The following is a 19,988-nucleotide window of genomic DNA, read 5'->3' on the forward strand; positions in this document are numbered from 1 at the left end:
CGCTGCAGGCCTGGATCAAGGATTAGCTTGCAGGGCTTGAAGAGTGCCCGCTCCCAGGCCCCCTGTGATGGGAAGCCCCTTGGCCCGTTCAAAGGCTTCAATGGCGCGACGCGTGCCAGGGCCCATCATCCCATCCGGCTTCAACTGTCCGAAGCCAAGGGCGGTGAGCGCCTCCTGGGCAGCCCGCACCTGGTCCTTCGACGGGGACGGCGCCACCGCCACGCTTGGTGTGGGATTTTCGCTCGGGGAGGCGGCTTGAGACGACGGCCTCAAGGACTGAGCTTCGCTCGAAGCAGCTTGTGGTCTGCCTCGTGCCGTGGTGGCTTGATCCGCTGGCGTCTCTGCCTGGGACCTTATGCCATCAATATCCCCGCTGAGCCGAGCCCGGAGATATTCGAGATGCTTCAGCTCTTGGCGGGTTGCCGCAATCTGCTTTTGAAGGTGCTGCAGATTTTCATTTTTCCGCTTGAGCTGCTCCAGCGTGTCAGCAAGCTGGTTGCGCTCGGTGGTGGTCTTCTCGACAACCTGGCGCAACCGGGCAACCTCAGCCTGCAGATCAAGCTGGGGAGAGCGCCCAGGGAGCATCAAGTACCCTGACAGAGCCCATCCAATGAGGGCTAGAGCGATGATCAACCGGTTCATAGAAGTACAACGGGGCCGTATTCCTGTGATTCGCCAGTCAAGGTGTATCGCAGATCCTCGGCTGTCCTGTCCACAACCGCAGGCGTTATAGGGCGGAGGCCGGAAGGAATCGGCATCTTCACTATCAGAGACGGAGCAGCCTCCCCGATGAAGGTCGACGCGGCCATATGTGGCAGCGTCGACAGCTGAAACGGATTTGCTCTGGCCTCAACGAGTTCGCCTCGATCCGCGAATAATTGGAAACTAGCTTCATGCCGACTGTCGGTCAGATCACCTCAATTGCTGATGATACAGCACTTTGCCGATTGAATAATTTTGCGAATGATCGCGAGATCCGTGCGGCTCGTCAGAAAACGAAGGCCGGTTTTGGCAGAACGAACCCAAGCAGCGCCCGGAGGCCAGCGGGCATCGGCGCATGCATCGTCCCTGGGGCTTGTATCAGCGTATCGACAGGGGAAGTGGCTTCCAGGTGAAGCGCATCATGGTAAAGCCGGGTGGATGCCTGTCGCTGCAGAAGCATCATCATCGCGCCGAGCACTGGGTGGTGGTGAAGGGCACCGCCGAGGTGACGGTGAACGGCAACGTGAGCCTCCTGCGCGAGAACGGGTCGATCTCCATTCCGGTCGGCTCCATCCATCGCCTCACCAATCCGGGCCGCATTCCGCTCGAGCTGATCGAGGTCCAGGTCGGCAGCTATACGGGCGAGGACGACATCATCCGCGTCGAGGATAGCGAGGGCCACGAAGGCATGGCATGAGGTCTGCCGATCGGCAGACCTCATGCCATGCCTTCGTGTTGATTGGTGCGGCGGTCTAAAGCATCGGACCCAAAAGTGGACTTGCACTTTTGGGTCCGATGCTTCTCCTTGAGTTAAGAGCACCGTACGGCCCTCTGGGTCCGCACGGTGCTCTAGGAAGCGTCCGGGGGATCGAGGGCGATCTCCATGGTGAAATGGCGGTTTTCTCCCGGCGGGATCATCACGATTCCCGGCTTGTCCCTCAGTTCGCCCTCGAACCCGACAGGATCGGCATAGCCCTGCCACGGCTCGATGCAGACATAGCCTGCGCCGGGCTTTGTCCAGATGCCGAGATGCGGCATGCCCGGGAACGACACCGTGATGGAGCGGCGGCCGGGAACGCCATAGCGCACCGTGCGGCTCGCGAGGGTGCTCCAGACCAGCGCGCCGTCCTCGAACAGTTCGTCCCGCAAGAGCAGACGGCCGCCCTGGAGCGGGGACGGGCGGGTGGCCTCTCCGATCAACCCGTCGGACAGCCTGTGCAAGGAAGCGGGCTCCTCTGTATCGAAGCGGATCTCGTGCGCCTCCCGCTCGCCGCCATAGGGCAGGGGCCAGCGCAGGGCGGGATGGAAGCCGAACGACACGGGGATGGCGCGGCTTTCCGGGTTCAGGATCGAGGCCGTGAACATCAGCCTTGCTCCCTGGAGCCGGTAGGTCATGTCGAACCTGAAATCGAACGGATAGCGCTCGCGGGTCGCGGGGCTCGCGGCCAGACGAAGCCGGCAGACCTCCGGGGAGGCGTCGACCATGTCGAACGTGGAAATCCGCGCGAAACCGTGCTGCTTCATGGCATAGGCGCGGCCATCGACGAGCGCCCGATCGTCGCGCAAGCGGCCGACGACGGGAAAGAGCAGGGGAGAGCGCCCGGTCCAGAACGCCGGATCGCCATCCCACAGCAGATCACGGCCCTCTTCATCGCATAGGTCGATCAGTTCCGCGCCCTGCAATGAGATTCGGGCCTTCAGATGGGCGTTCGACAGCGTGACCGTCATAGGGAGGCTCCTGACGTAGCGGCAATGTGATGCCACATCGTGTTCAACCGTTCACGGACACTCAACACAATTCAACAATCGTCCGGCGGCCGGCGGCGATCTTTTGCCGCTCTGGCGAGTTCTGTTTCCTCTGGGATCGACAGGAGGGACTGCGGCGGCATGGGAATCAACGGCGACATTCTCGATGGCCTGATCGTCGGCGGCGGGCCGGCGGGCCTGACCACCGGGCTCTACCTCGCGCGGTTCAAGCGCCGCTTCCTGATCGTCGACAGCGGCACGCCCCGAGCGGCCTGGATCCCGACGAGTCACAACATCCCGATGTTTGCGGACGGCATCTCCGGTCCCGACCTTCTGGCGCGGGCGCGCACAAACCTGGAGCAATACGGCAAGTGCATCCGGAGCGGACGGGTGACCGGCCTGCGCAAGCAGCCGGACCGCTTCATCGCTCTCGTCGAGGACGACAGCGGCGGCACCAGCCAGATCTCGGCCAAGCGCGTGGTCCTTGCCACGGGCGCCGTGGACATCGAGCCCGACCTGCCGGACGTGCCCAACGCCGTGCAGCGCGGCCTCGTGCGCTATTGTCCCATCTGCGACGGCTACGAGTCCCGCGACCAGAAGATCGCCGTGATCGCCTATGGCTCCCATGGCCTCGGCGAGGCGGTCTTCATCGCGCGCACCTATTCCCGCGACGTGACCCTGCTGACGCTCGGGCAGGCCCTCGAGCTGACGCCGGACGAGAGAGGGCGCCTCGACGAGCACGGCATCAAGGTGGTCGAGGCTCCCGTGGAGTCCCTCGATATGGAAGGCGACCGCATTTCCGCCCTTCACGTGGGCGGCAAGGAGCATCGCTTCGATGTGCTCTATTCGGCGCTGGGCCTCAAATACCGCTCCGACCTCGCCCTGTCCCTGGGAGCCGAGCAGGACCGGTCGGGAAGCCTTCTCGTCGACGAGCATTGCCAGACGACCGTGAAGGGCCTCTATGCGGCGGGCGATGTGGTCCGCGGCCTGGACCAGATCGTCGTGGGCATGGGCCATGCCGCCCATGCCGCCACGCATATCCACAACCATTGCGACCTGCCGACCGAAGACGAGCCGGGGGGAGCCTGAAGCCCGCCCGGCGGAAGTCGGTCAGGCAAGAGTCCTTCAAGCAAGAATCCTTCAAGCAAGAGCCTTGGCCAGGAGGGGCAGGCTCACGTCCATGCGGTAATCCACGGACGAGTGGTTGTCCGGGAACTCCTCGTACACATGGGCGATGCCGGCGGCCTCGAGCTTCCGGTGCAATTGGCGCGACCCATAGACCATGTTGTACTGATCCGCGTCCCCGCAATCGATGTAGAGGGCCTTCAGCCGGCGAAGGTTTTCCCGATAATCTTGGTTGTCGACCATGCGCAGCGGGTCCCAGCGCAGCCAGTTGGCCCAGCGCTCCTCGATCACCTCGCCGGTGTGCAGATCCACGGGGAGCCGGATGCCGCAGAACTGGCCAGGATCGGGGTCGAAGCTCGCCGCCTGCGCAAGCAGCATGAGCACGTGCCAATCCTGGTCCTTGGCCTTCGGCCCCTGCGCGAACTTGTTCAGGAAGGCTTCGATGGACATGCCGTGGCCGGCCAAGTGGCGCAGCGCGCCGGCGAACTCGCCGAGATGATAGAGATACTCGAAGCCCACATCGCCCGAATGGGAGGCCGCCGCAGCCCAGACCGAACCGCCATGGCGCAGAGCATGGACAAGGGAGCCGTAGCCGCCCGAGCTCTTGCCGAACACGCCTCTGCGGCCTTCGCCGCCGCATCCGAAACGCTTCTCCACGAAGGGCAGCATCTCATGGACAAGGAAGGTCTCCCACGGGCCCATCGCGGCGCTGTCGACATATTGATTGCCGCCCAGGCGCGTGAAGCAATCGGGGAACGCCACCACCACCGGCGGCATGGCGCCCGTTCCGATGAGGCGGTCGAGCCGCTCCGGAACGTTCTCGCCGTAATTCTTCCAGTTGGTGTGCGCAGGCCCGCCCGCCGTGTAGCCCACGAGGTCGACGAGGAGGGGCAGCCCTCGTCCGTCGTGGCCTGCCGGTACGTAAACGTCGATCCGTCGACGGGCGGGGTCGCCGAGAAGATTGCCCTTCAGGCACTCGCTGTCGATCCGGAGGGTATGCACCATGCCTTCCGGCACGTTCGGGTCCTTGCGCATCGCTGATCCTCATGGCTTTCCGGAAGAAGATGTGTCCGTCCGGCGGGCACTTGTCCAGAAATGGGGCTCTTGCAGCGGTTAATAAGTCACTTCGGCCGCTAGCTTTTCCTCCACCCCAGGCACTAGGGTGCCACCTCAAGCGTCATTGTCTGGGGGAATAGCATATGACCGATCGTTTCCTGCCTAAATGGACCTTGAAGACCGAAGGCGTCATCATGCCGGACGAAAGGCTGCCGACGGGCCAGATGGTCGTCGTGGGCCTGCAGCATGTGGTGGCCATGTTCGGCGCCACGGTGCTCGCTCCCATCCTGATGGGCTTCGACCCCAACGTCTCCATCCTGTTTTCCGGCCTCGCCACCCTGATCTTCTTTTTCGTGGTCGGCGGCCGCGTGCCGAGCTATCTCGGATCGAGCTTCGCCTTCATCGGGCCTGTGCTGGTGGCCACCGGCGCGTCGGTCGGCAGCCCGAACCCGAACATTCCCCTGGCTCTCGGCGGCATCATCGCCGCGGGCGCGCTCTATTTCGTCATCGGCCTGATCGTCCAGATGGCGGGCCATCGCTGGATCGAGCGCCTCATGCCGCCCGTGGTCACCGGCGCCATCGTGGCCGCCATCGGCCTCGTGCTGGCGCCGATCGCCATCAACAGCGCTTCGGGCGTGACGCCGGACAACGCCAACGGGTCCGATTTCGCCCGCTGGATCGCGCTCGCCACGGTGCTGTCGGTGGGCATCGTCGCGGTCTATGCGCCCGGCATGGGACGACGCCTGCCGGTGCTCATCGGCGGCGCGCTAGGCTACCTGATCTACTTCGTCTTCGCGAACCTCATGGGTTTTGGAACCCCCATCGACTTCGCGAAGATCGGTCAGGCGGCCTGGTTCGGCCTTCCGAGCTTCCAGAGCCCGGTCTTCGACATGCGGGCCATGAGCCTGATCGCTCCCGTGGCCATCATCCTGGTGGCCGAGAACCTCGGGCACATCAAGGCCATCGGCGCCATGACAGGCCGCAATCTCGATCCCTATCTCGGACGTGCCTTCATGGGCGACGGTCTGGCCACGATGCTGTCCGGTGCCGCCGGCGGCACGGGCATGACCACCTATGCCGAGAACATGGGCGTGATGGCCGTGACCCGCATCTACTCGACGCTCGTCTTCGTCATCGCGGCGGGCTTCGCGCTGCTGCTCGGCCTGTCGCCGAAATTCGGCGCCTTCATCGGCACCATTCCGGGGCCGGTGCTCGGCGGTCTCTCGATCGTGGTGTTCGGTCTGATCGCCGCGACGGCAGGCCGGATCTGGGTGGAGAACCGGGTCGACCTCTCGAACCCACGCAACCTCATCACGGTCGCGGTCGCCCTGATCCTGGGCGCGGGCAACTTCAAGCTGAACGTCGCGGGCTTCACCCTCGACGGCATCGGCACGGCGACCTTCGGGGCGATCATTCTCTATCACCTCCTGAACATGGGACCGGCACGCACCGCCGAGCCGCCGCACGTTTAGGCGGCGCGCAGGAACACGCCTTCAGAGCCCGCGTTGAGCCCTCAACGCGGGCTTCCTTTTTTCAAGAACCATGAGAGCCCGAATCGTTCTCTCCAGAAGGAAAGATGCCGTGAGCTCCGAACAACAGCAGACGCTTCCGCCGCAGGTGCAGGGCCATCAGCCCGGTCACGAGACCGAGATGAATCCGAGGCCCGATTATGAACCGCGCTATCCCGGGAGCCAGCGGCTCCAGGGCAGGGTGGCTCTCATCACGGGCGGCGACAGCGGCATCGGGCGCGCCGTCGCGGTTCTCTTCGCGCGGGAAGGGGCCGACATCGCCATCGTCTATCTCGACGAGACCGAGGATGCGCAGGCCACGAAGCAGCTCGTGGAGAGGGAGGGGCGCGCGTGCCTGACCATGGCCGGCGACGTGGGCGATCCCGGCTTCTGCCGGTCCGCCGTGGATCAGACGATCCAGCGCTTCGGCAAGCTCGACGTGCTCGTGAACAACGCGGCCGAGCAGCATCCGAAGGGCGAGATCGCCGAGATCACCCCCGAGCAGATCGACAAGACCTTCCGGACGAACATCTTCGGCTATTTCTACATGGTCCAGGCGGCGATGCCCCACCTGAAGCAGGGGGCTTCCATCATCAACACGACCTCGGTCACGGCCTATCGCGGCAGCTCCGAGCTCCTGGATTACAGCGCCACGAAAGGGGCCATCGTCGCCTTCACCCGCTCCCTGGCGCAGAAGCTCGCGGAGCAGGGAATCCGCGTGAACGGCGTCGCGCCCGGACCGATCTGGACGCCGCTGATCCCGGCGACGTTCCCGGCCGAGAAGGTGAAGAGTTTCGGGGCGAACACGCCGCTCAAGCGACCGGGCCAACCGAACGAGGTCGCGCCCTCGTATCTCTTCCTGGCCTGCGAGGATGCGTCGTACATCACCGGATCGGTCCTGCATCCGAACGGCGGCGATCCGACCGAGTCCTGACAGCAAAAAGGCGGCACACCAAGCCGCCTTTCTCTCTTCGGAAGGAACGGTGCGGTCAGCGGCGGCGGCGCACACGCACCGGGACCGGAGCGGGAGCCTGCACGGTGAGTGCAAAGAACAGCAGCACAGCGGACAACGACGCTCCAACCATGAAAACCACTTCTGCAATCTGGGTCTGCGACGCCAAGCCCGTGACGCCTGCAAGAACAGTAAGAATCATGAAAAGAATAAATGCGCGAAGGGCAACTGAACGGGTCATCGGCATATCTCCCAAGTGTTTTGAAAAACGTATCTGAGAGAGCTGGGTTCCATACTCATCTTCTGTCGCAGAAATACTTATGCCGAGCTTCGGGGATGTCTGATCTTGGGCTTTTTGCGGGGAACCTTACTGTCGCGCTTGGCGTTGGTTCAACGTCATCGGCTGAGCGCCGATCTTCAATCTTAGCGAGGTAACACCATGCTCGGTTGGGCTGTCACTTTTCTGATCATCGCGCTGGTCGCGGCTCTGTTCGGTTTCGGCGGGATCGCCGGCACCGCCGTCGAGATCGCAAAGCTGATTTTCTTTGTTGCGATCGTTCTGTTCGCCATTTCGGCCGTGATCGGCCTCCTGCGCGGACGAAGCCCCATGTAAGGCCCTGTGGAATGGGTCTTTCCCTATCGATGAAAGCGCTGCCTCCCGAGGCGGCGCTTTTTTCTTGTGAGGGTTCTTGCGGGCACGCGATTTCGATCAGCCCTGGAGGGCCGCGCGGGTCATGCTGTCGGGCCCGAGATCGTCCACGTCGTCCACGTTCAGGAGGGCGGCCAGGCGGAGACGGGCCCTGTTGACGCGGCTCTTGATGGTGCCGACGGCGCATCCGCAGATGCCGGCGGCCTCCTCATAGGAAAAGCCCGAAGCGCCGACCAGGAGCAGGGCTTCGCGCTGATCGGAGGGGAGCTGGGCGAGCGCCGTGCGGAAATCCTCGAAATCGAGGTGAGATCCCTGTTCCGGCTGGATCTTCAGCCTCCCGGCATAGGACCCGTTCGGGTCTTCGACCTCCCGCCGGCGCTTGCGGTATTCGGAATGGAAGAGATTGCGCAGGATCGTGAACAGCCAGGCATTCAGGTTGGTACCGCGCTCGAAACGATGAAGATTGGCGAGGGCTCGCAAAAGAGTGTCCTGAACGAGATCGTCCGCCTTGTCGACCTGACCCGAGAGAGAGATGGCAAAGGCCCGCAGGCTGGGTACCGCCGCGAGCAAGCCCTCCCGGAGGTCAGCCTCAAGGGTCATTGCGACCCGTCCTTCTTCTTGTCCAGCTGATCTAGCAATTCCTTGAAGCGGTCCGGGACGGGCTGCTGCATCAATTCGTCGTACATGGCCCGCAATTGATCGCCGATGCGCTTTTGGCTGCTACTGTCGAGTGTTGCGCTTGTCCCAAGCTCGTCGTTCAGAGGTGTTCTCGGGAGTGCCCGAGCCAGCTTGTTCCCCTTGTCGCTTGTCATCTGATTCCCCTTACCACCCCTCGCAATATTGAGGGATGGCCAACCTTGGCAGTAGCTCTATACTCGTTTTCGAGCAATAACGCTTGTTGTCGAATACAGTTCCAGAAATGGAACTTTTCCAGCTTTGCTACGTTGAAAGGACCATCGGTACAACGAGGCAAAAGCACTCAAATTAAGGGGAAGCGAATGTCGACAGCTCAGCTTGTCGTCCAGCATTTACCGTATCTTCGTCGTTATGCACGCGCACTCACGGGCAGCCAGATGGCGGGCGACGCCTATGTGGCCGCGACCCTTGAGACTCTGGTCAGCGAGCCCGAGACCATCGGCCCCTCCGGTAACGTCAAGGTTGAACTCTTTCAGGTCTTCACCCGCATCTGGAATTCGCTCTCCGTGAACGGACGCAGCGAGCAGATCCAGCGCGATCTGCCGGCGGAAGTGCGCCTGGGCCAGATCACTCCGCTTCCGCGACAGGCCTTTCTCCTGTCCTGCCTCGAGGGCTTCGGCGAGGAGGAGGTCGGCCAGATTCTCGATGTGGATACGAAGACGGTGCGCGAGCTCGTCGACGAGGCGGGCCGCGAGCTGGCCGCCGACATGGCCACCGACATCCTCATCATCGAGGACGAGCCGCTGATCGCCATGGATCTCGAGGCGCTGGTGGAGGGCCTCGGCCACAACGTCACGGGCGTCGCCCGGACACGCACCGAAGCCGTCAAGCTCGCTTCCACCAAGCAGCCCGGCCTGATCCTCGCCGATATCCAGCTGGCCGACGGCAGCTCGGGTCTCGATGCGGTCAACGACCTCCTGAAATCCTTCGAAGTGCCGGTGATCTTCATCACGGCCTATCCGGAGCGGTTCCTCACCGGTGAGCGGCCCGAGCCGGCCTTCCTCATCGCCAAGCCGTTCCAACCGGCGAACGTCTCGGCGGTGATCAGTCAGGCGCTGTTCTTCCAGCAGACCGCGAAGCGCCGCGAGCCCCGCGCCGCGACGGCCTGATCGGCTCCTGATATGGCCAAGTATTAGCCCGGCTTTCGAGCCGGGCTTTTCTGTTGTCACTCTGTAATCGAAACAAAAAAAGACGGGCATGGAAGCCCGTCTAAAAGGTGCCGGCCAATGCACAAGGGGAATGCGGGGAGGACCAGGAGGCCGGTGCTTTAAGAACGCTCCTTGGAAAATAAAAGTTCCCGCTTTTTTCTTTGATTGTCTTCTCGGAAATGGTCCGGAACATCAAAGATAAGGTTGCGTTGTTTTCTCGAATGGTTGAGCTGAACAGCAGGGAGACGGGAATGCTCCTCACCTCCACGAGATTGGGCGTTGTGGCCGGAGCGGTCGTGTTGGCTGGCGGAATCGCCTTCGCCGATACCGGAATCGAATCCCTCAGGTCGTCTCTGCTGAAGGCGGCGCTCAACGGGCACGCAGCGCCCAAAGGCGATCGTTTGACGGCTCCCCGCCCGGCGGATGACCGAACGGGCGTGTCCATCGTGGAGATCGTCGGGCTGACCCACGCCACGATCGTCCTGCGGGGCGACGACGGCGAGGTGCTCTTCCGGTCCGACCCGCGTTCGGGCATCACGACGGTTTCGAAGAACACCGAGATTCCCGTCATGGCAACCAGGGACGAATTGCAGGCCCCGGCGGTTCAGCAGGCGCCCGTCGCCCGGGAGGGCGAAAACGAACCTCGCAAGCAGAAGCGCAAGACCCCGGTGGGCTGCATGGGCGATGTGAGCCCCCTGGCGAGCGCCAGCGCCAACCGGATGCCGAGCCTTTGCCTTGCGCTCATGGATCGGTCCGTCCTCTGAAGCCTTCCTGGAGCGGGCTGTTCACGCGCACCCGAGTTTGAAGAACACATGAAGCAAGGCTCGTCCCTGTCCAAGCATGGAGCTTCGATGGATCGAGATGAATAAGTATTCATCTTCCTGTTTCTGAATAATATGCGTTCTTGAGAAATAGGAATACATCGATATTTGGAACGTGTGCCTGGGCATTGCGTTTTGTCATTGCGCAGTTTGGCGCATATCGCGACTCAATGAACATTCAGGAGAATTTCACGATGCTGAAGAAGCATATGGCAACTTGCCTCGTCGTGACGGCTTTCGCGGCTGCGCCCGCTCTCGCTCAGACCCAGCCTTCCGCCCCGACCGATCGTCCGACGGCATCGGGGTCTGGTGCGACCACCTCCGGATCGCCGGCCATGCAGCCCGGCGCAACCGGTTCCTCGCCCATGACGGCTCCCTCCGCCGGTTCGTCCGCGATGAACCAGAGCGGCTCGCAGGGGCAGTTCATGACACAGATCCAGCCGACCCAGGTCATGGCCTCCGACCTGATCGGAACCCGCGTCGTCAGCACCAACAACGAGTCGATCGGCGACATCAACGACGTGATCGTGGACCGTAACGGCCAGGTCATGGCCGTCGTGGTGGGCGTCGGCGGCTTCCTGGGCATCGGCGAAAAGGATGTGGCCGTTCCGTTCAAGTCTCTCGAGTTCGCCAACAGCCAGCAGGCGAACGCCATGGACAACAACAGCGCCGGCAGCGGCAATGTGGCCACCACCGGCTCGACCACCACGGGCAATCAGCCGGGTCAGGGCAATACCGGCGGCATGTCGAATTCGAACATGGCCACCAACAACGCTGCCGCCGGGAGCGGCAACGGGGCTTCGGCCAACGAGCCGGACCGTGTGATCCTGCGCATGACCAAGGCTGAACTCCAGGCTGCTCCGGCGTTCAAGGCCGAGGGCAACAACGGCGGCGGGTCGACCACGGGAACGACCGGCGCGGGCGGCGCCACGCCCCAGCAGTAACGTCTGTCGGCAAGTGCCGATCAGCGGCGCCTCGGACAACCGGGGCGTCGTTTTTCGTCGAGCGCGAGGGTGCCAAAACAAAAGGCGCAGTCATGAAATGACTGCGCCTTGAAAGGTGCCGGCTCAAGGGGGCATTCGAACCGGTTACTGGTACAACGCCGGGTCCGGACGATTGTTCCGAAGGACCTGAGCTGCCTTGAACCGAACTTTCTGCCGCAGGAGGAACCGGGGCGTTGCGGGTACGTTGCCCAGCCAAGACAATGCGGAGGCGACGATGACTGCGACCAACGAACTGGATGCGGCCCTGTGTCAGGAGGAGCTGCCCGACGAATTCTCCCGGCTCGCTTCGAGCTCCTCCCCTCGGGAGAAGCCGAATGTGGCCTGGATGCTGAGCGGGATCGTGCAGGATTGCCAGCAGGACGAGGTGACATGTCCCCTCATGCTGCGGCGGCACCTTGTCGTGCAAGCCCGGTCCCGGAGCCTGAATCCGGGCGTTCAGCGTCACCTCTGAGGGTTTAGCACCGTTGTTCCCGGGCTTGTTCGTTTCATGACCAAAGTATTCGCAAATCCCATCGGGCACGATCCTGTTGCCGTTCTTTTCCATCCCAGCGTCGTGCCGGTGATCGACATCTTTCGATCGATCGGCAGCCTGGACGATCAATATGACCTTGCCCTTCTCGACGAGCCCGAGCGCGGGCTTGCCGCCTATGTCGAAGCCAGTGCGGCCAAGGGGATCGTATCCGATGCCCTGTTGTTGGCCTTCGCCTTGACCCGCCAGCGGGGAGAGGCTTTCGAGCACCGTCCGCTGCGGTCGCGGTGCGGGACCCTCGATGAGTATTGTCTGATGACCTTGATCGGCGCATCGCGGCAGCCCGGTTCTGAGCTGGCCAGGGAGGCGTCGGCCTTGCTGGGCGTCTCGCCGCTCGAGCTCATGTCGGCGCTGGCGGGCGAGCTCTCGCGCCACATCGATCTCGGGAGCATCGTCTTCCCGGTGCCGAATCTGCAGGAATTCAGGGCCGTGACCGGGATCGAGGGCGCCCGGATGGAGGCGATCGTCGAGGCCGCCAGGCCCGGGCGGCACTTCGGCCTGTAACTTCTTTTTATTGGAGAGCGCAAAAATAAAGGGGCCGCCAAGCGGCCCCTTTTAGAATGAATTCTGTGATCGCTATTCCTGATTGCCGCGGGTGTTACCCGAAGCCTGACCACCCTTGCGGCCAGCCTCGGAGGCGAGTTCGCGATCTTGCGAGAAGGAGCGCTTCTCGGCAGGAACGCTTTTGCCGCCTTTGCTGGCAATTTCACGCTGACGGTCTGAATCCATGGACGCGAAACCGCGCTTCGAAGTCGAACCACTTGGCGCCATCTTAAGCCTCCTTGACCAATGATGTTCGTGGTTGAACAACCACTCGCTAATTCGATGGTTCCGGTGAGGAGGGCGGAACCTTTGCAAAAAATTTCTATGAAAAAAAGCAATGTAGATGAAGAACGTTTTCCGTTTCGATTGCCACGCTTAAATAATGGCGAGATTCTGTTGTTTGTGTCGCCCTCCGTGGGGGGTGCGACAAGTTGGGAACGCAGAGAATATCGATGATTATATTTAAGAAGTTAACACGATTACGATGTTAGTATTTGGGGATGATTGAGTCTAGGGCATAGGTTTGCAAGATTCCCAGATGTCGAGGCGCTCTCGAGATCAGGAGCGATTCAGGGCTAATATTTTAGGGACCGCCTGAAGTGACTATGCTCCCGTCCAGGTTAGACTCTGAGATTTCTCTCCCAGAAGGCTGATTGTCTCAAACCTGTGATCCCGCACGCAAAGCCCTTTCTTCTGTGGAGTCGGGGGCAGGGCGGGCTTGCAGGCTGCTCGTCGGGAGTGATCGGAGGGTTCGGGCGGTGTATGAGTGTCGACCGCCATGAACCGCGAGAGGGCAGGATGACCTACGACGACAACAACGTGTTTGCGAAGATCCTGAGAGGCGAGCTGCCGTGCCACAAGGTCTACGAGACCGAGCATGTGCTGTCCTTCATGGACATCATGCCTCGGGGCGAGGGACATGTGCTCGTCATCCCCAAGGCGAAGGCGCGCAACATTCTCGACGCGAGGCCCGACGATCTCGCGGAACTCGCCAAGGCGGTCCAGGTCGTCGCCCGCGCGGCGAAAGAAGCCTTCTCCGCCGACGGGCTGACGATCCAGCAGTTCAACGAGAGCGCGGGCGGACAGGTGGTGTTTCACCTGCATGTCCACATCATCCCGCGTTTCGATGGGGTCTCCCTGAAGCCGCATACGGGCCAGATGGAAGCCAACGACGTGCTGGCGGCTCATGCGGAAAAGATCCGCGCGGCGCTCAACGGCTGACGTGCACGAAGGAGGCGGCCTCCGGGCCGCCGTCTCCGGGCTCACTCGGCCCAGTCGAGGGAGCGGGCGACGGCCTTGTCCCACTCGGCGTTCAGGCGGGCGCGGCGGGGCGCCTCCATGGCGGGCGTCCAGCGCTTGTCGACCGCCCAGTTGCGCACGAGCTCGTCCTTGCCGGCCCAGAACCCGACCGCAAGCCCGGCCGCGTAGGCGGCGCCCAGCGCGGTGGTCTCGATCACCTTCGGGCGCACCACGGGAACGTCAAGAATATCGGCCTGGAACTGCATCAGCAGGTCGTTGACCACCATGCCGCCATCCGTGCGCAGTTCCTTCACGGCAATGCCGGTGTCCTTGGTCATGGCGTCCAGCACCTCCCGGGTCTGGAACGCCGTGGCCTCCAGCGCGGCGCGGGCGATATGCGCCCGGGTGGCGTAGCGCGTCAGCCCGCCGATCAGCCCGCGCGCATGGCTGTTCCAATGCGGCGCGTAGAGACCCGAGAAGGCCGGGACGATCGTGACCCCGCCATTGTCCTCCACGCTGCGCGCCAGAGTCTCGATTTCCTGGCTCGTGCGGATCAGTCCGAGATTGTCCCGCAGCCACTGCACGAGGGCGCCCGCGATCGCGATCGAGCCTTCGAGCGCGTACACCGGCTTACCCGTGCCGAACCGATAGCCCAGGGTCGTCAGGAGGCCGCATTGCGACGGGTAGGGCGTCTCGCCCGTGTTCATCAGCATGAAGCAGCCGGTGCCGTAGGTGTTCTTGGCTTCTCCCGACTGGAAGCAGGCCTGGCCGACGAGAGCCGCCTGCTGGTCGCCGAGAATGCCCGCGATCGGCACCCCCGCCAGATTGTCCTGGGCCAGTCCGTAGACCTCGCTCGAAGACCTGATCTGCGGCAGGCAGGCCCGTGGAATGTCGAAGAGCGACAGGATCTCCTCGTCCCAGTCGAGGCTGTGCAGGTTCATCAGCTGCGTGCGGCTGGCATTGGTCACGTCGGTGATGTGGCAGCCGCCGTCCACGCCGCCCGTCAGGTTCCAGACGAGCCACGTATCGACATTGCCGAACAGCACGTCTCCGGCTTCCGCCTTCTCCCGCGCGCCGGGAACGTTGTCGAGAAGCCAGCGCAGCTTGAGGCCGGAGAAGTAGCTGGCCAGGGGCAGCCCGGTCTTCGCCCGCAGGCGGTCGTGGCCGCCGTCCCGGGCGAATTCCTCGACGATCGCATCCACGCGCGTGTCCTGCCAGACGAGGGCGTTGTGCAGGGGCTGGCCGGTGCGCCGGTCCCAGATCAGCGTGGTCTCACGCTGATTGGTGATGCCGATCGCGGCGAGGTCCTGGGGCTTGAGCCCCTTCTTGGCCAGCGCCTCCTCGATCACGCCTTGCGTGTTGCGCCAGATCTCGAGCGGGTCGTGCTCCACATGGCCGGGCTTCGGGTAGATCTGCTCGTGCTCCTTCTGGCCGACCGACACGATGGCTCCGGCCTTGTCGAAGACGATGAAGCGAGAGCTGGTCGTGCCCTGATCGATTGCGCCGATATACTGGGCCATGGGCGTGCCTCCCGATGCTTGTCATTGAGCCGCGATGGATGCTGCTCTCTGCTTGGCAATATAGGCATCAATCTTGGCCGGAGCACCAGCGGGCACATGCAAACCGAGCTTGGAGCGGCGCCACAGGATGTCCTCGGCGCTGCGGGCCCATTCCCGGCGCATGAGGTAGTCGACTTCCGCCGCCGTCAGGCCTGCGCCGAAATCCTCGCCCAGATCGGCCATGGCCTTGGCTTCGCCCAGGATGTCCACGATGCGCGTGCCGTAGGCACGGGCGAGGCGGTGGGCGACTGTCTCGGGCAGGAAGGGCCAGCGCTGGCGTACGGTGGCGAAGAAGCGGTCGAAATCGGCGTCGATGATGTCGCCGCCCGGCATCTTCGCGTTCTCCGTCCAGGACGGCTTCATGTCAGGGAAGAAGGCCTTCAGCTCTTCGAGCGCATGTTCCGAGAGCTTGCGGAAGGTGGTGATCTTGCCGCCGAAGATCGACAGCACCGGCGCCTGTCCCTGCGGCGCGTCCATGTCGAACACGTAGTCGCGAGTCACGGCCGAGGCGTTGGACGAGCCGTCGTCGAAGAGCGGGCGCACGCCCGAATAGCTCCACGCCACGTCCGCCGGCGTGACCTGCTTCTTGAAGAAATGGTTCACCACGTTGCAGAGGTACTGCACCTCGTCCGGGCTGATCTCGACCTTCTTGTCGGGAACCGCCTCGACCGGGATGTCGGTGGTGCCGATGAGGGTGAACTTCTCCTGATAAGGGATCGCGAACACGATGCGCTTGTCCGTGTTCTGCAGGATGAAGGCCTGCTCCGTGTCGAAGAGACGGGGCACCACGATGTGGCTGCCCTTGACGAGGCGCACGCTCTTGGTGGTGTTGAGACCCAGCTTGGCGTTGAGCACGTCGGCCACGAACGGCCCGCCCGCATTGACGATCGCCTTGGCGCGGATCTCCTGCGTCTCGCCGGTCTCCACGTCCTGGAGGCTCGCCACCCAGGTCTGGCCGTCGCGGCGGGCGGAGACGAGCTTGGTGCGCACGCGGATGTCGGCGCCCTTTTCGAAGGCATCGAGAGCGTTGAGCGCCACCATGCGGCTGTCCTCGACCCAGCAGTCGGAATAGACGAAGGCGGTGTCGAAGCCGGGCTTGAGGCCCTGGCCGGCGGGGTGCCGGGTGAGCTTGATGGTGTCCGTGCCGGGCAGTTTCTTGCGCGGGGCGAGATGGTCGTAGAGGAAGAGGCCCAGGCGCACGAACCAGGCCGGCCGGATACCCTTCTCGTGCGGCAGGATGAACCGCAGGGGCCAAATGATGTGAGGGGCGGAATTGAGCAGGCGCTCGCGCTCGAACAGGGCTTCGCGCACGAGGCGGAACTCGTAATATTCGAGATAGCGCAGGCCGCCATGGATGAGCTTGGTGGAGGCGGACGAGGTGTAGCCTGCCAGATCGCCCTGCTCGCAGAGCACCACCGAGAGCCCCCGGCCCACCGCATCGCGGGCAATGCCCGCTCCGTTGATGCCGCCCCCAACAACCAGAAGATCCGTTACTGCCGTCACCGTACGCGTCTTTCTCTCAAACCAGGCCATTCTTAATCTGGCAGCAAATGAGTTCTTTAGCCGTCTAACGCAAGAGAATTTTCCGGCTTTTCACCTCCCTTCTGTAATACCAGGACAGCCAGGAACGAGCCGAGGGCGGCGACGGAAAGGCCCAGGCACAGGATCGTGACCGCCGTGTAGCTGCCCCACCAAGCCCACAAGGCCCCGAACAGGAAGGGGGCGCTGGCCGTGGTCAGGCGGACCGGCATGGCGATCATTCCCTGGATGACGCCGTAGTTCTCGCGGCCGAACAACTCCGGAGGCAGCAGGGCGCGCACGATGGTCATCATCCCGTTCGAGGCCCCGAAGAGCACCGCGAAGGCGCCCACCCACCAGGATCCCGGAGAGAGCAGCGGCAGGAGCGCGAAGGCAAGCACGCCGAGCCCCAGGGTCGCCACGCCGGTGCCCTTCATGCCGAAGGTCCGCTCCCCCAGGGCCATGATCATCCGTCCGGCGACCTGGGCGGGCCCGATGATCGAGAAGGCGAGGACGGCCATCTCCAGGCTGTAGCCGGTCTCGGTGAGCAGCGGGATCAGGTGAACAGGCATTGCTGCCGCGATGAGGCCCTGGAGAACGGAGCATGCTACGAAGCACCAGAACGAGGCTTTGAGCAGGACGGAGCGGGCGCTCGGCGGGAGAGGGCGCGGCGGCTCGCTCGACGGATGAGGGGGCCTCTTCAGCGCCGGGGGGATCGCAACGGCATGGATGGCGGCGCAGACGAGAAGGTTGAAGCCGGCCAGGACGAGAAGGGCGCTGCGCCAGCCCATATGCTCGATGAGCAGGTGGGTAAGCGGGATGAAGACGGTGCTCGCGAGGCCGCCCACGAGGGTCATGAAGGTGATGCCCCGGCGGGCGAGAAAGCCGAGCCTGCGGGCCAGAACCGCAAAGCCCGGCTCGTAGAACACGCTGCTCATGGAAAGCCCCATCGCCGCCCAGATCAGAAGGAAGGCCGGATAGCTCTCGACCCGCGACCAGAGCGCGAGGAGCACGGCCGCCAGGACGGAGCCGCCGGCCATGACCGCACGGCCATGGCCCAGATCGATAAAACGCCCGACCGGAACGGCGAAGAACGCGGAGGTGCCGAGGGCCAGGGAATAGCCGGCCATCAGCTCGGACTTGCTCCAGCCGAGCTCCCGTCCCATGGGTTCGACGAAGAGAGCGAAGGCGTAGAAGATCGTGCCGTAGGAGACGAGCTGGGTCAGCGACAGGGCGGAAACGAAGGCCCAGGGCATGCGGGCGGGGGAGGACATGATATGGTATCTTATGCTGCTGTAATCCTTTATGTCAGGCTGCGAGGTTGACGAACAGGCCCCGAACCCTCATATGAACAGCACGGCGTCAGCGCTCGACCACGAGCCGCTTGAGCGGGACTGCGTGACGGAAATTCGCCTCCTCGGTGAAAGCCCGGTCCCCTTCTTCAATCGCTTGACCCATACGACGGCCCCATCACGCGGGTTGTCGCCTTGAGAGCCCTGAAGCGCCTTTGCTTATCCAAGCCGAACCTGCTTTGCGGCTCACCGCATCCGTTCGAAAGACGATATCACCTTGACACTCTTCACTGATTTCGGATTGGCCCAGCCGATCCTGAAGGCCTTGGCCGCTGAGGGCTATGAGAAGCCCACGCCCATCCAGGCCCAGACCATCCCCTATGCCATGGAAGGCCGCGACGTCTGCGGCATCGCCCAGACCGGCACCGGCAAGACGGCGGCCTTCGCGCTCCCGATCCTGCATCGCCTTTCGCAGAACCCGAAGCCGCGCAAGCCCAAGAGCCCGCGCGTGCTCGTGCTCAGCCCGACCCGCGAGCTCTCCGGCCAGATCGCCGACAGCTTCAAGGCCTATGGCCGCAACCTGCGCCTGACCACCGAGGTGGTGTTCGGCGGCGTCACGATCTCCCGCCAGGAGAAGGCGCTGGCGAACGGCATCGACGTGCTCGTCGCCACGCCCGGCCGTCTGCTCGACCTCGTGGACCGCAGGTCGCTGTCCCTGCGTGACATCGAGATCCTGGTGCTCGACGAGGCGGACCAGATGCTCGATCTCGGCTTCATCCATGCGTTGAAGCGGATTGTGACCCTGCTGCCGAAGGAGCGCCAGAGCCTGTTCTTCTCGGCCACCATGCCGAAGACGATCTCGACTCTTGCGGATTCGTTCCTGCGCGATCCGGCCCATGTGGCGGTGACGCCCGTCGCCACCACCGCCGAGCGCGTGGACCAGAGCGTCATCTTCGTGCCGACGAACCGCAAGCAGGTTCTGCTCGAGACGCTCCTGCGCGATCCGTCCATCGACCGCGTGCTCGTCTTCACCCGCACCAAACACGGCGCGGACAAGGTCGTGCGCGGCCTCGACAAGGCCGGCATCGTGGGCGCCGCCATTCACGGCAACAAGTCCCAGCCGCAGCGCGAGCGCGCTCTCGCGGGCTTCCGGGACGGTTCCTGCCGGGTGCTTGTGGCCACCGACATCGCCGCCCGCGGCATCGACGTTGAAGGCGTGACGCACGTCATCAACTACGACCTGCCGAACGTGCCGGAATCCTATGTCCACCGCATCGGCCGCACTGCACGCGCCGGCGCTTCGGGCCTTGCGATCTCGTTCTGCAACGACGAGGAAAAGGCCTATCTGAAGGACATCGAGAAGCTGACGCGCCTGAAGGTGCCGGTCATGCCGCTGCCGGAAGGGCTGCCCGCCGCTCCGGCTCCGTCCGAGAGTTCGGAGCGCCGCGGCGAGCCGCAGCGCGGTCGTCCGGCTCCCCATTCCCGCGGGCATCAGGGCCACGGCCAGCCGCGGCAGGCGGATCCGAACGCCGACAAGGGACCCAAGCGTCGTCGCCGTGGCGGAAAGCCCGCAGGCGGCCAGCCGCAGGGCGGCCATCCGGCCGCGGGCCAGCAGCGTCCCGCGCAAGGCCAGAAGCCCGCTCAGGGTCAGCGTCCCCAGCAGGGCCGCCCCGCCGCCCGTTCGTCGGACGGAAGGCGTGACGGAGCCCAGGTGGCCTGGCTCGAAAAGAGCCCCCGTCGACGCTAAGATGGAAACGGGAAAGGCGCCGCAAGGCGCCTTTTTCATGCGTGACGTGCCCCCACGGTTGTCATGGCCGGACTTGTCCCGGCCATCCCGTTCGGAAGAGCGCCGCGTCCTTCATCATCGGGATCACCGGCACAAGGCCGGTGATGACGAGGAG

Annotated in this window: 22 protein-coding genes and 1 pseudogene; 13 read left to right on the forward strand and 10 right to left on the reverse strand. The window is 63.7% G+C overall.

Annotated elements, in window-relative coordinates; translation table 11 throughout:
* Nucleotides 1-15 precede the first annotated feature (15 nt).
* A complete protein-coding gene (locus E4K09_RS30180) occupies nt 16-222 on the reverse strand; it encodes a peptidoglycan-binding domain-containing protein (RefSeq protein ID WP_244610485.1) in 207 nt (68 codons plus the stop codon).
* 177 nt (nt 223-399) lie between these two features.
* Here E4K09_RS30180 and E4K09_RS30185 point away from each other — a divergent pair, with 177 nt between their 5' ends.
* The gene (locus tag E4K09_RS30185; protein WP_244610491.1) at nt 400-597 is read left to right on the forward strand and encodes a hypothetical protein; all 198 of its coding nucleotides are present in this window, start codon (nt 400-402) and stop codon (nt 595-597) included.
* 427 nt (nt 598-1,024) lie between these two features.
* Nucleotides 1,025-1,399, forward strand: a pseudogene (locus tag E4K09_RS12640) (cupin domain-containing protein); the annotation flags it as partial.
* Nucleotides 1,400-1,551: 152 nt separating this feature from the next.
* Here the strand turns inward: E4K09_RS12640 and E4K09_RS12645 are convergent.
* Nucleotides 1,552-2,430 carry an aldose 1-epimerase family protein gene (locus E4K09_RS12645; protein WP_134497488.1) on the reverse strand — a complete coding sequence of 293 codons (879 nt, stop codon included), beginning with the start codon at nt 2,428-2,430 and terminating at the stop codon, nt 1,552-1,554.
* Between the two features lie 159 nt (nt 2,431-2,589).
* Between E4K09_RS12645 and E4K09_RS12650 the strand changes: the two genes are divergently transcribed.
* A complete protein-coding gene (locus E4K09_RS12650) occupies nt 2,590-3,537 on the forward strand; it encodes an NAD(P)/FAD-dependent oxidoreductase (RefSeq protein ID WP_134497490.1) in 948 nt (315 codons plus the stop codon).
* Nucleotides 3,538-3,588: 51 nt separating this feature from the next.
* On the opposite strand, the gene E4K09_RS12655 is transcribed toward E4K09_RS12650, so the two are convergent.
* A complete protein-coding gene (locus tag E4K09_RS12655; RefSeq protein ID WP_134497492.1) occupies nt 3,589-4,608 on the reverse strand; it encodes an alpha/beta hydrolase in 1,020 nt (339 codons plus the stop codon).
* Between the two features lie 164 nt (nt 4,609-4,772).
* Here E4K09_RS12655 and E4K09_RS12660 point away from each other — a divergent pair, with 164 nt between their 5' ends.
* Nucleotides 4,773-6,101: a solute carrier family 23 protein gene (locus E4K09_RS12660; protein WP_134497494.1), complete on the forward strand. Its 1,329-nt coding sequence runs from the start codon at nt 4,773-4,775 to the stop codon at nt 6,099-6,101.
* Nucleotides 6,102-6,210: 109 nt separating this feature from the next.
* Nucleotides 6,211-7,071 carry an SDR family oxidoreductase gene (locus E4K09_RS12665; protein WP_134497496.1) on the forward strand — a complete coding sequence of 287 codons (861 nt, stop codon included), beginning with the start codon at nt 6,211-6,213 and terminating at the stop codon, nt 7,069-7,071.
* 55 nt (nt 7,072-7,126) lie between these two features.
* Here E4K09_RS12665 and E4K09_RS12670 read toward each other — a convergent pair whose 3' ends face one another.
* The gene (locus E4K09_RS12670) at nt 7,127-7,330 is read right to left on the reverse strand and encodes a hypothetical protein (protein ID WP_134497498.1); all 204 of its coding nucleotides are present in this window, start codon (nt 7,328-7,330) and stop codon (nt 7,127-7,129) included.
* A gap of 198 nt (nt 7,331-7,528) precedes the next feature.
* On the opposite strand from E4K09_RS12670, the gene E4K09_RS12675 reads away from it, so the two are divergent.
* Nucleotides 7,529-7,702 carry a DUF1328 domain-containing protein gene (locus E4K09_RS12675; RefSeq protein WP_009494036.1) on the forward strand — a complete coding sequence of 58 codons (174 nt, stop codon included), beginning with the start codon at nt 7,529-7,531 and terminating at the stop codon, nt 7,700-7,702.
* 96 nt (nt 7,703-7,798) lie between these two features.
* On the opposite strand, the gene E4K09_RS12680 is transcribed toward E4K09_RS12675, so the two are convergent.
* A complete protein-coding gene (locus tag E4K09_RS12680; protein ID WP_134497500.1) occupies nt 7,799-8,338 on the reverse strand; it encodes a sigma-70 family RNA polymerase sigma factor in 540 nt (179 codons plus the stop codon).
* Nucleotides 8,335-8,550 (reverse strand): NepR family anti-sigma factor, encoded by a 216-nt coding sequence (locus E4K09_RS12685; protein ID WP_166802288.1) that lies wholly within the window; start codon nt 8,548-8,550, stop codon nt 8,335-8,337. Before E4K09_RS12685 ends, E4K09_RS12680 begins: the two co-directional genes overlap by 4 nt.
* A gap of 186 nt (nt 8,551-8,736) precedes the next feature.
* On the opposite strand from E4K09_RS12685, the gene E4K09_RS12690 reads away from it, so the two are divergent.
* The 5 genes from E4K09_RS12690 to E4K09_RS12710 all read left to right on the forward strand — a co-directional run bounded on the left by E4K09_RS12690 (nt 8,737) and on the right by E4K09_RS12710 (nt 12,440).
* Nucleotides 8,737-9,543 carry a response regulator gene (locus E4K09_RS12690; protein ID WP_134497502.1) on the forward strand — a complete coding sequence of 269 codons (807 nt, stop codon included), beginning with the start codon at nt 8,737-8,739 and terminating at the stop codon, nt 9,541-9,543.
* Between the two features lie 290 nt (nt 9,544-9,833).
* A complete protein-coding gene (locus tag E4K09_RS12695) occupies nt 9,834-10,346 on the forward strand; it encodes a hypothetical protein (protein WP_134497504.1) in 513 nt (170 codons plus the stop codon).
* Between the two features lie 251 nt (nt 10,347-10,597).
* Nucleotides 10,598-11,347 (forward strand): PRC-barrel domain-containing protein, encoded by a 750-nt coding sequence (locus E4K09_RS12700; RefSeq protein WP_166802289.1) that lies wholly within the window; start codon nt 10,598-10,600, stop codon nt 11,345-11,347.
* Nucleotides 11,348-11,621: 274 nt separating this feature from the next.
* Entirely contained in the window at nt 11,622-11,858 is a 237-nt protein-coding gene (locus tag E4K09_RS12705; RefSeq protein ID WP_134497508.1) for a hypothetical protein, read from the forward strand.
* A 36-nt stretch (nt 11,859-11,894) separates the two neighbouring features.
* Nucleotides 11,895-12,440, forward strand: coding sequence for a hypothetical protein (locus E4K09_RS12710; RefSeq protein ID WP_134497510.1), 546 nt, complete (start codon nt 11,895-11,897; stop codon nt 12,438-12,440).
* Between the two features lie 72 nt (nt 12,441-12,512).
* On the opposite strand, the gene E4K09_RS12715 is transcribed toward E4K09_RS12710, so the two are convergent.
* Nucleotides 12,513-12,707, reverse strand: a complete 195-nt coding sequence (locus E4K09_RS12715; protein WP_091129372.1) for a con-10 family general stress protein — start codon at nt 12,705-12,707, stop codon at nt 12,513-12,515.
* 570 nt (nt 12,708-13,277) lie between these two features.
* Between E4K09_RS12715 and E4K09_RS12720 the strand changes: the two genes are divergently transcribed.
* Entirely contained in the window at nt 13,278-13,700 is a 423-nt protein-coding gene (locus E4K09_RS12720) for an HIT family protein (protein ID WP_134497512.1), read from the forward strand.
* Nucleotides 13,701-13,741: 41 nt separating this feature from the next.
* Here the strand turns inward: E4K09_RS12720 and glpK are convergent, their stop codons facing one another.
* The 3 genes from glpK to E4K09_RS12735 are packed head-to-tail and all read right to left on the reverse strand — an operon-like array spanning nt 13,742 to nt 18,069.
* Nucleotides 13,742-15,238 carry a glycerol kinase GlpK gene (glpK, locus tag E4K09_RS12725; protein ID WP_134497514.1) on the reverse strand — a complete coding sequence of 499 codons (1,497 nt, stop codon included), beginning with the start codon at nt 15,236-15,238 and terminating at the stop codon, nt 13,742-13,744.
* A gap of 21 nt (nt 15,239-15,259) precedes the next feature.
* A complete protein-coding gene (locus E4K09_RS12730) occupies nt 15,260-16,810 on the reverse strand; it encodes a glycerol-3-phosphate dehydrogenase (protein ID WP_134497516.1) in 1,551 nt (516 codons plus the stop codon).
* Nucleotides 16,811-16,836: 26 nt separating this feature from the next.
* Entirely contained in the window at nt 16,837-18,069 is a 1,233-nt protein-coding gene (locus E4K09_RS12735; protein ID WP_134497518.1) for an MFS transporter, read from the reverse strand.
* A 295-nt stretch (nt 18,070-18,364) separates the two neighbouring features.
* On the opposite strand from E4K09_RS12735, the gene E4K09_RS12740 reads away from it, so the two are divergent.
* The gene (locus E4K09_RS12740) at nt 18,365-19,834 is read left to right on the forward strand and encodes a DEAD/DEAH box helicase (RefSeq protein WP_134497520.1); all 1,470 of its coding nucleotides are present in this window, start codon (nt 18,365-18,367) and stop codon (nt 19,832-19,834) included.
* Nucleotides 19,835-19,988 lie beyond the last annotated feature (154 nt).

This window comes from Microvirga pakistanensis (genome assembly GCF_004458765.1).
GTDB lineage: Bacteria > Pseudomonadota > Alphaproteobacteria > Rhizobiales > Beijerinckiaceae > Microvirga > Microvirga pakistanensis.

Excerpts from the sequence above, each read along its gene's own strand:
- E4K09_RS12690 (WP_134497502.1), top strand. The coding sequence starts at position 8,737 with ATGTCGACAGCTCAGCTTGTCGTCCAGCATTTACCGTATCTTCGTCGT.
- E4K09_RS12685 (WP_166802288.1), bottom strand. The coding sequence starts at position 8,550 with ATGACAAGCGACAAGGGGAACAAGCTGGCTCGGGCACTCCCGAGAACA.
- E4K09_RS12705 (WP_134497508.1), top strand. The coding sequence starts at position 11,622 with ATGACTGCGACCAACGAACTGGATGCGGCCCTGTGTCAGGAGGAGCTG.
- E4K09_RS30185 (WP_244610491.1), top strand. The coding sequence starts at position 400 with ATGCTTCAGCTCTTGGCGGGTTGCCGCAATCTGCTTTTGAAGGTGCTG.
- E4K09_RS12720 (WP_134497512.1), top strand. The coding sequence starts at position 13,278 with ATGACCTACGACGACAACAACGTGTTTGCGAAGATCCTGAGAGGCGAG.
- E4K09_RS12735 (WP_134497518.1), bottom strand. The coding sequence starts at position 18,069 with ATGTCCTCCCCCGCCCGCATGCCCTGGGCCTTCGTTTCCGCCCTGTCG.
- E4K09_RS12710 (WP_134497510.1), top strand. The coding sequence starts at position 11,895 with ATGACCAAAGTATTCGCAAATCCCATCGGGCACGATCCTGTTGCCGTT.
- E4K09_RS12700 (WP_166802289.1), top strand. The coding sequence starts at position 10,598 with ATGCTGAAGAAGCATATGGCAACTTGCCTCGTCGTGACGGCTTTCGCG.
- E4K09_RS12660 (WP_134497494.1), top strand. The coding sequence starts at position 4,773 with ATGACCGATCGTTTCCTGCCTAAATGGACCTTGAAGACCGAAGGCGTC.
- E4K09_RS12715 (WP_091129372.1), bottom strand. The coding sequence starts at position 12,707 with ATGGCGCCAAGTGGTTCGACTTCGAAGCGCGGTTTCGCGTCCATGGAT.
- E4K09_RS12655 (WP_134497492.1), bottom strand. The coding sequence starts at position 4,608 with ATGCGCAAGGACCCGAACGTGCCGGAAGGCATGGTGCATACCCTCCGG.
- E4K09_RS12680 (WP_134497500.1), bottom strand. The coding sequence starts at position 8,338 with ATGACCCTTGAGGCTGACCTCCGGGAGGGCTTGCTCGCGGCGGTACCC.
- E4K09_RS12695 (WP_134497504.1), top strand. The coding sequence starts at position 9,834 with ATGCTCCTCACCTCCACGAGATTGGGCGTTGTGGCCGGAGCGGTCGTG.
- E4K09_RS12650 (WP_134497490.1), top strand. The coding sequence starts at position 2,590 with ATGGGAATCAACGGCGACATTCTCGATGGCCTGATCGTCGGCGGCGGG.
- glpK (WP_134497514.1), bottom strand. The coding sequence starts at position 15,238 with ATGGCCCAGTATATCGGCGCAATCGATCAGGGCACGACCAGCTCTCGC.
- E4K09_RS12670 (WP_134497498.1), bottom strand. The coding sequence starts at position 7,330 with ATGACCCGTTCAGTTGCCCTTCGCGCATTTATTCTTTTCATGATTCTT.
- E4K09_RS12730 (WP_134497516.1), bottom strand. The coding sequence starts at position 16,810 with ATGGCCTGGTTTGAGAGAAAGACGCGTACGGTGACGGCAGTAACGGAT.
- E4K09_RS12645 (WP_134497488.1), bottom strand. The coding sequence starts at position 2,430 with ATGACGGTCACGCTGTCGAACGCCCATCTGAAGGCCCGAATCTCATTG.
- E4K09_RS12675 (WP_009494036.1), top strand. The coding sequence starts at position 7,529 with ATGCTCGGTTGGGCTGTCACTTTTCTGATCATCGCGCTGGTCGCGGCT.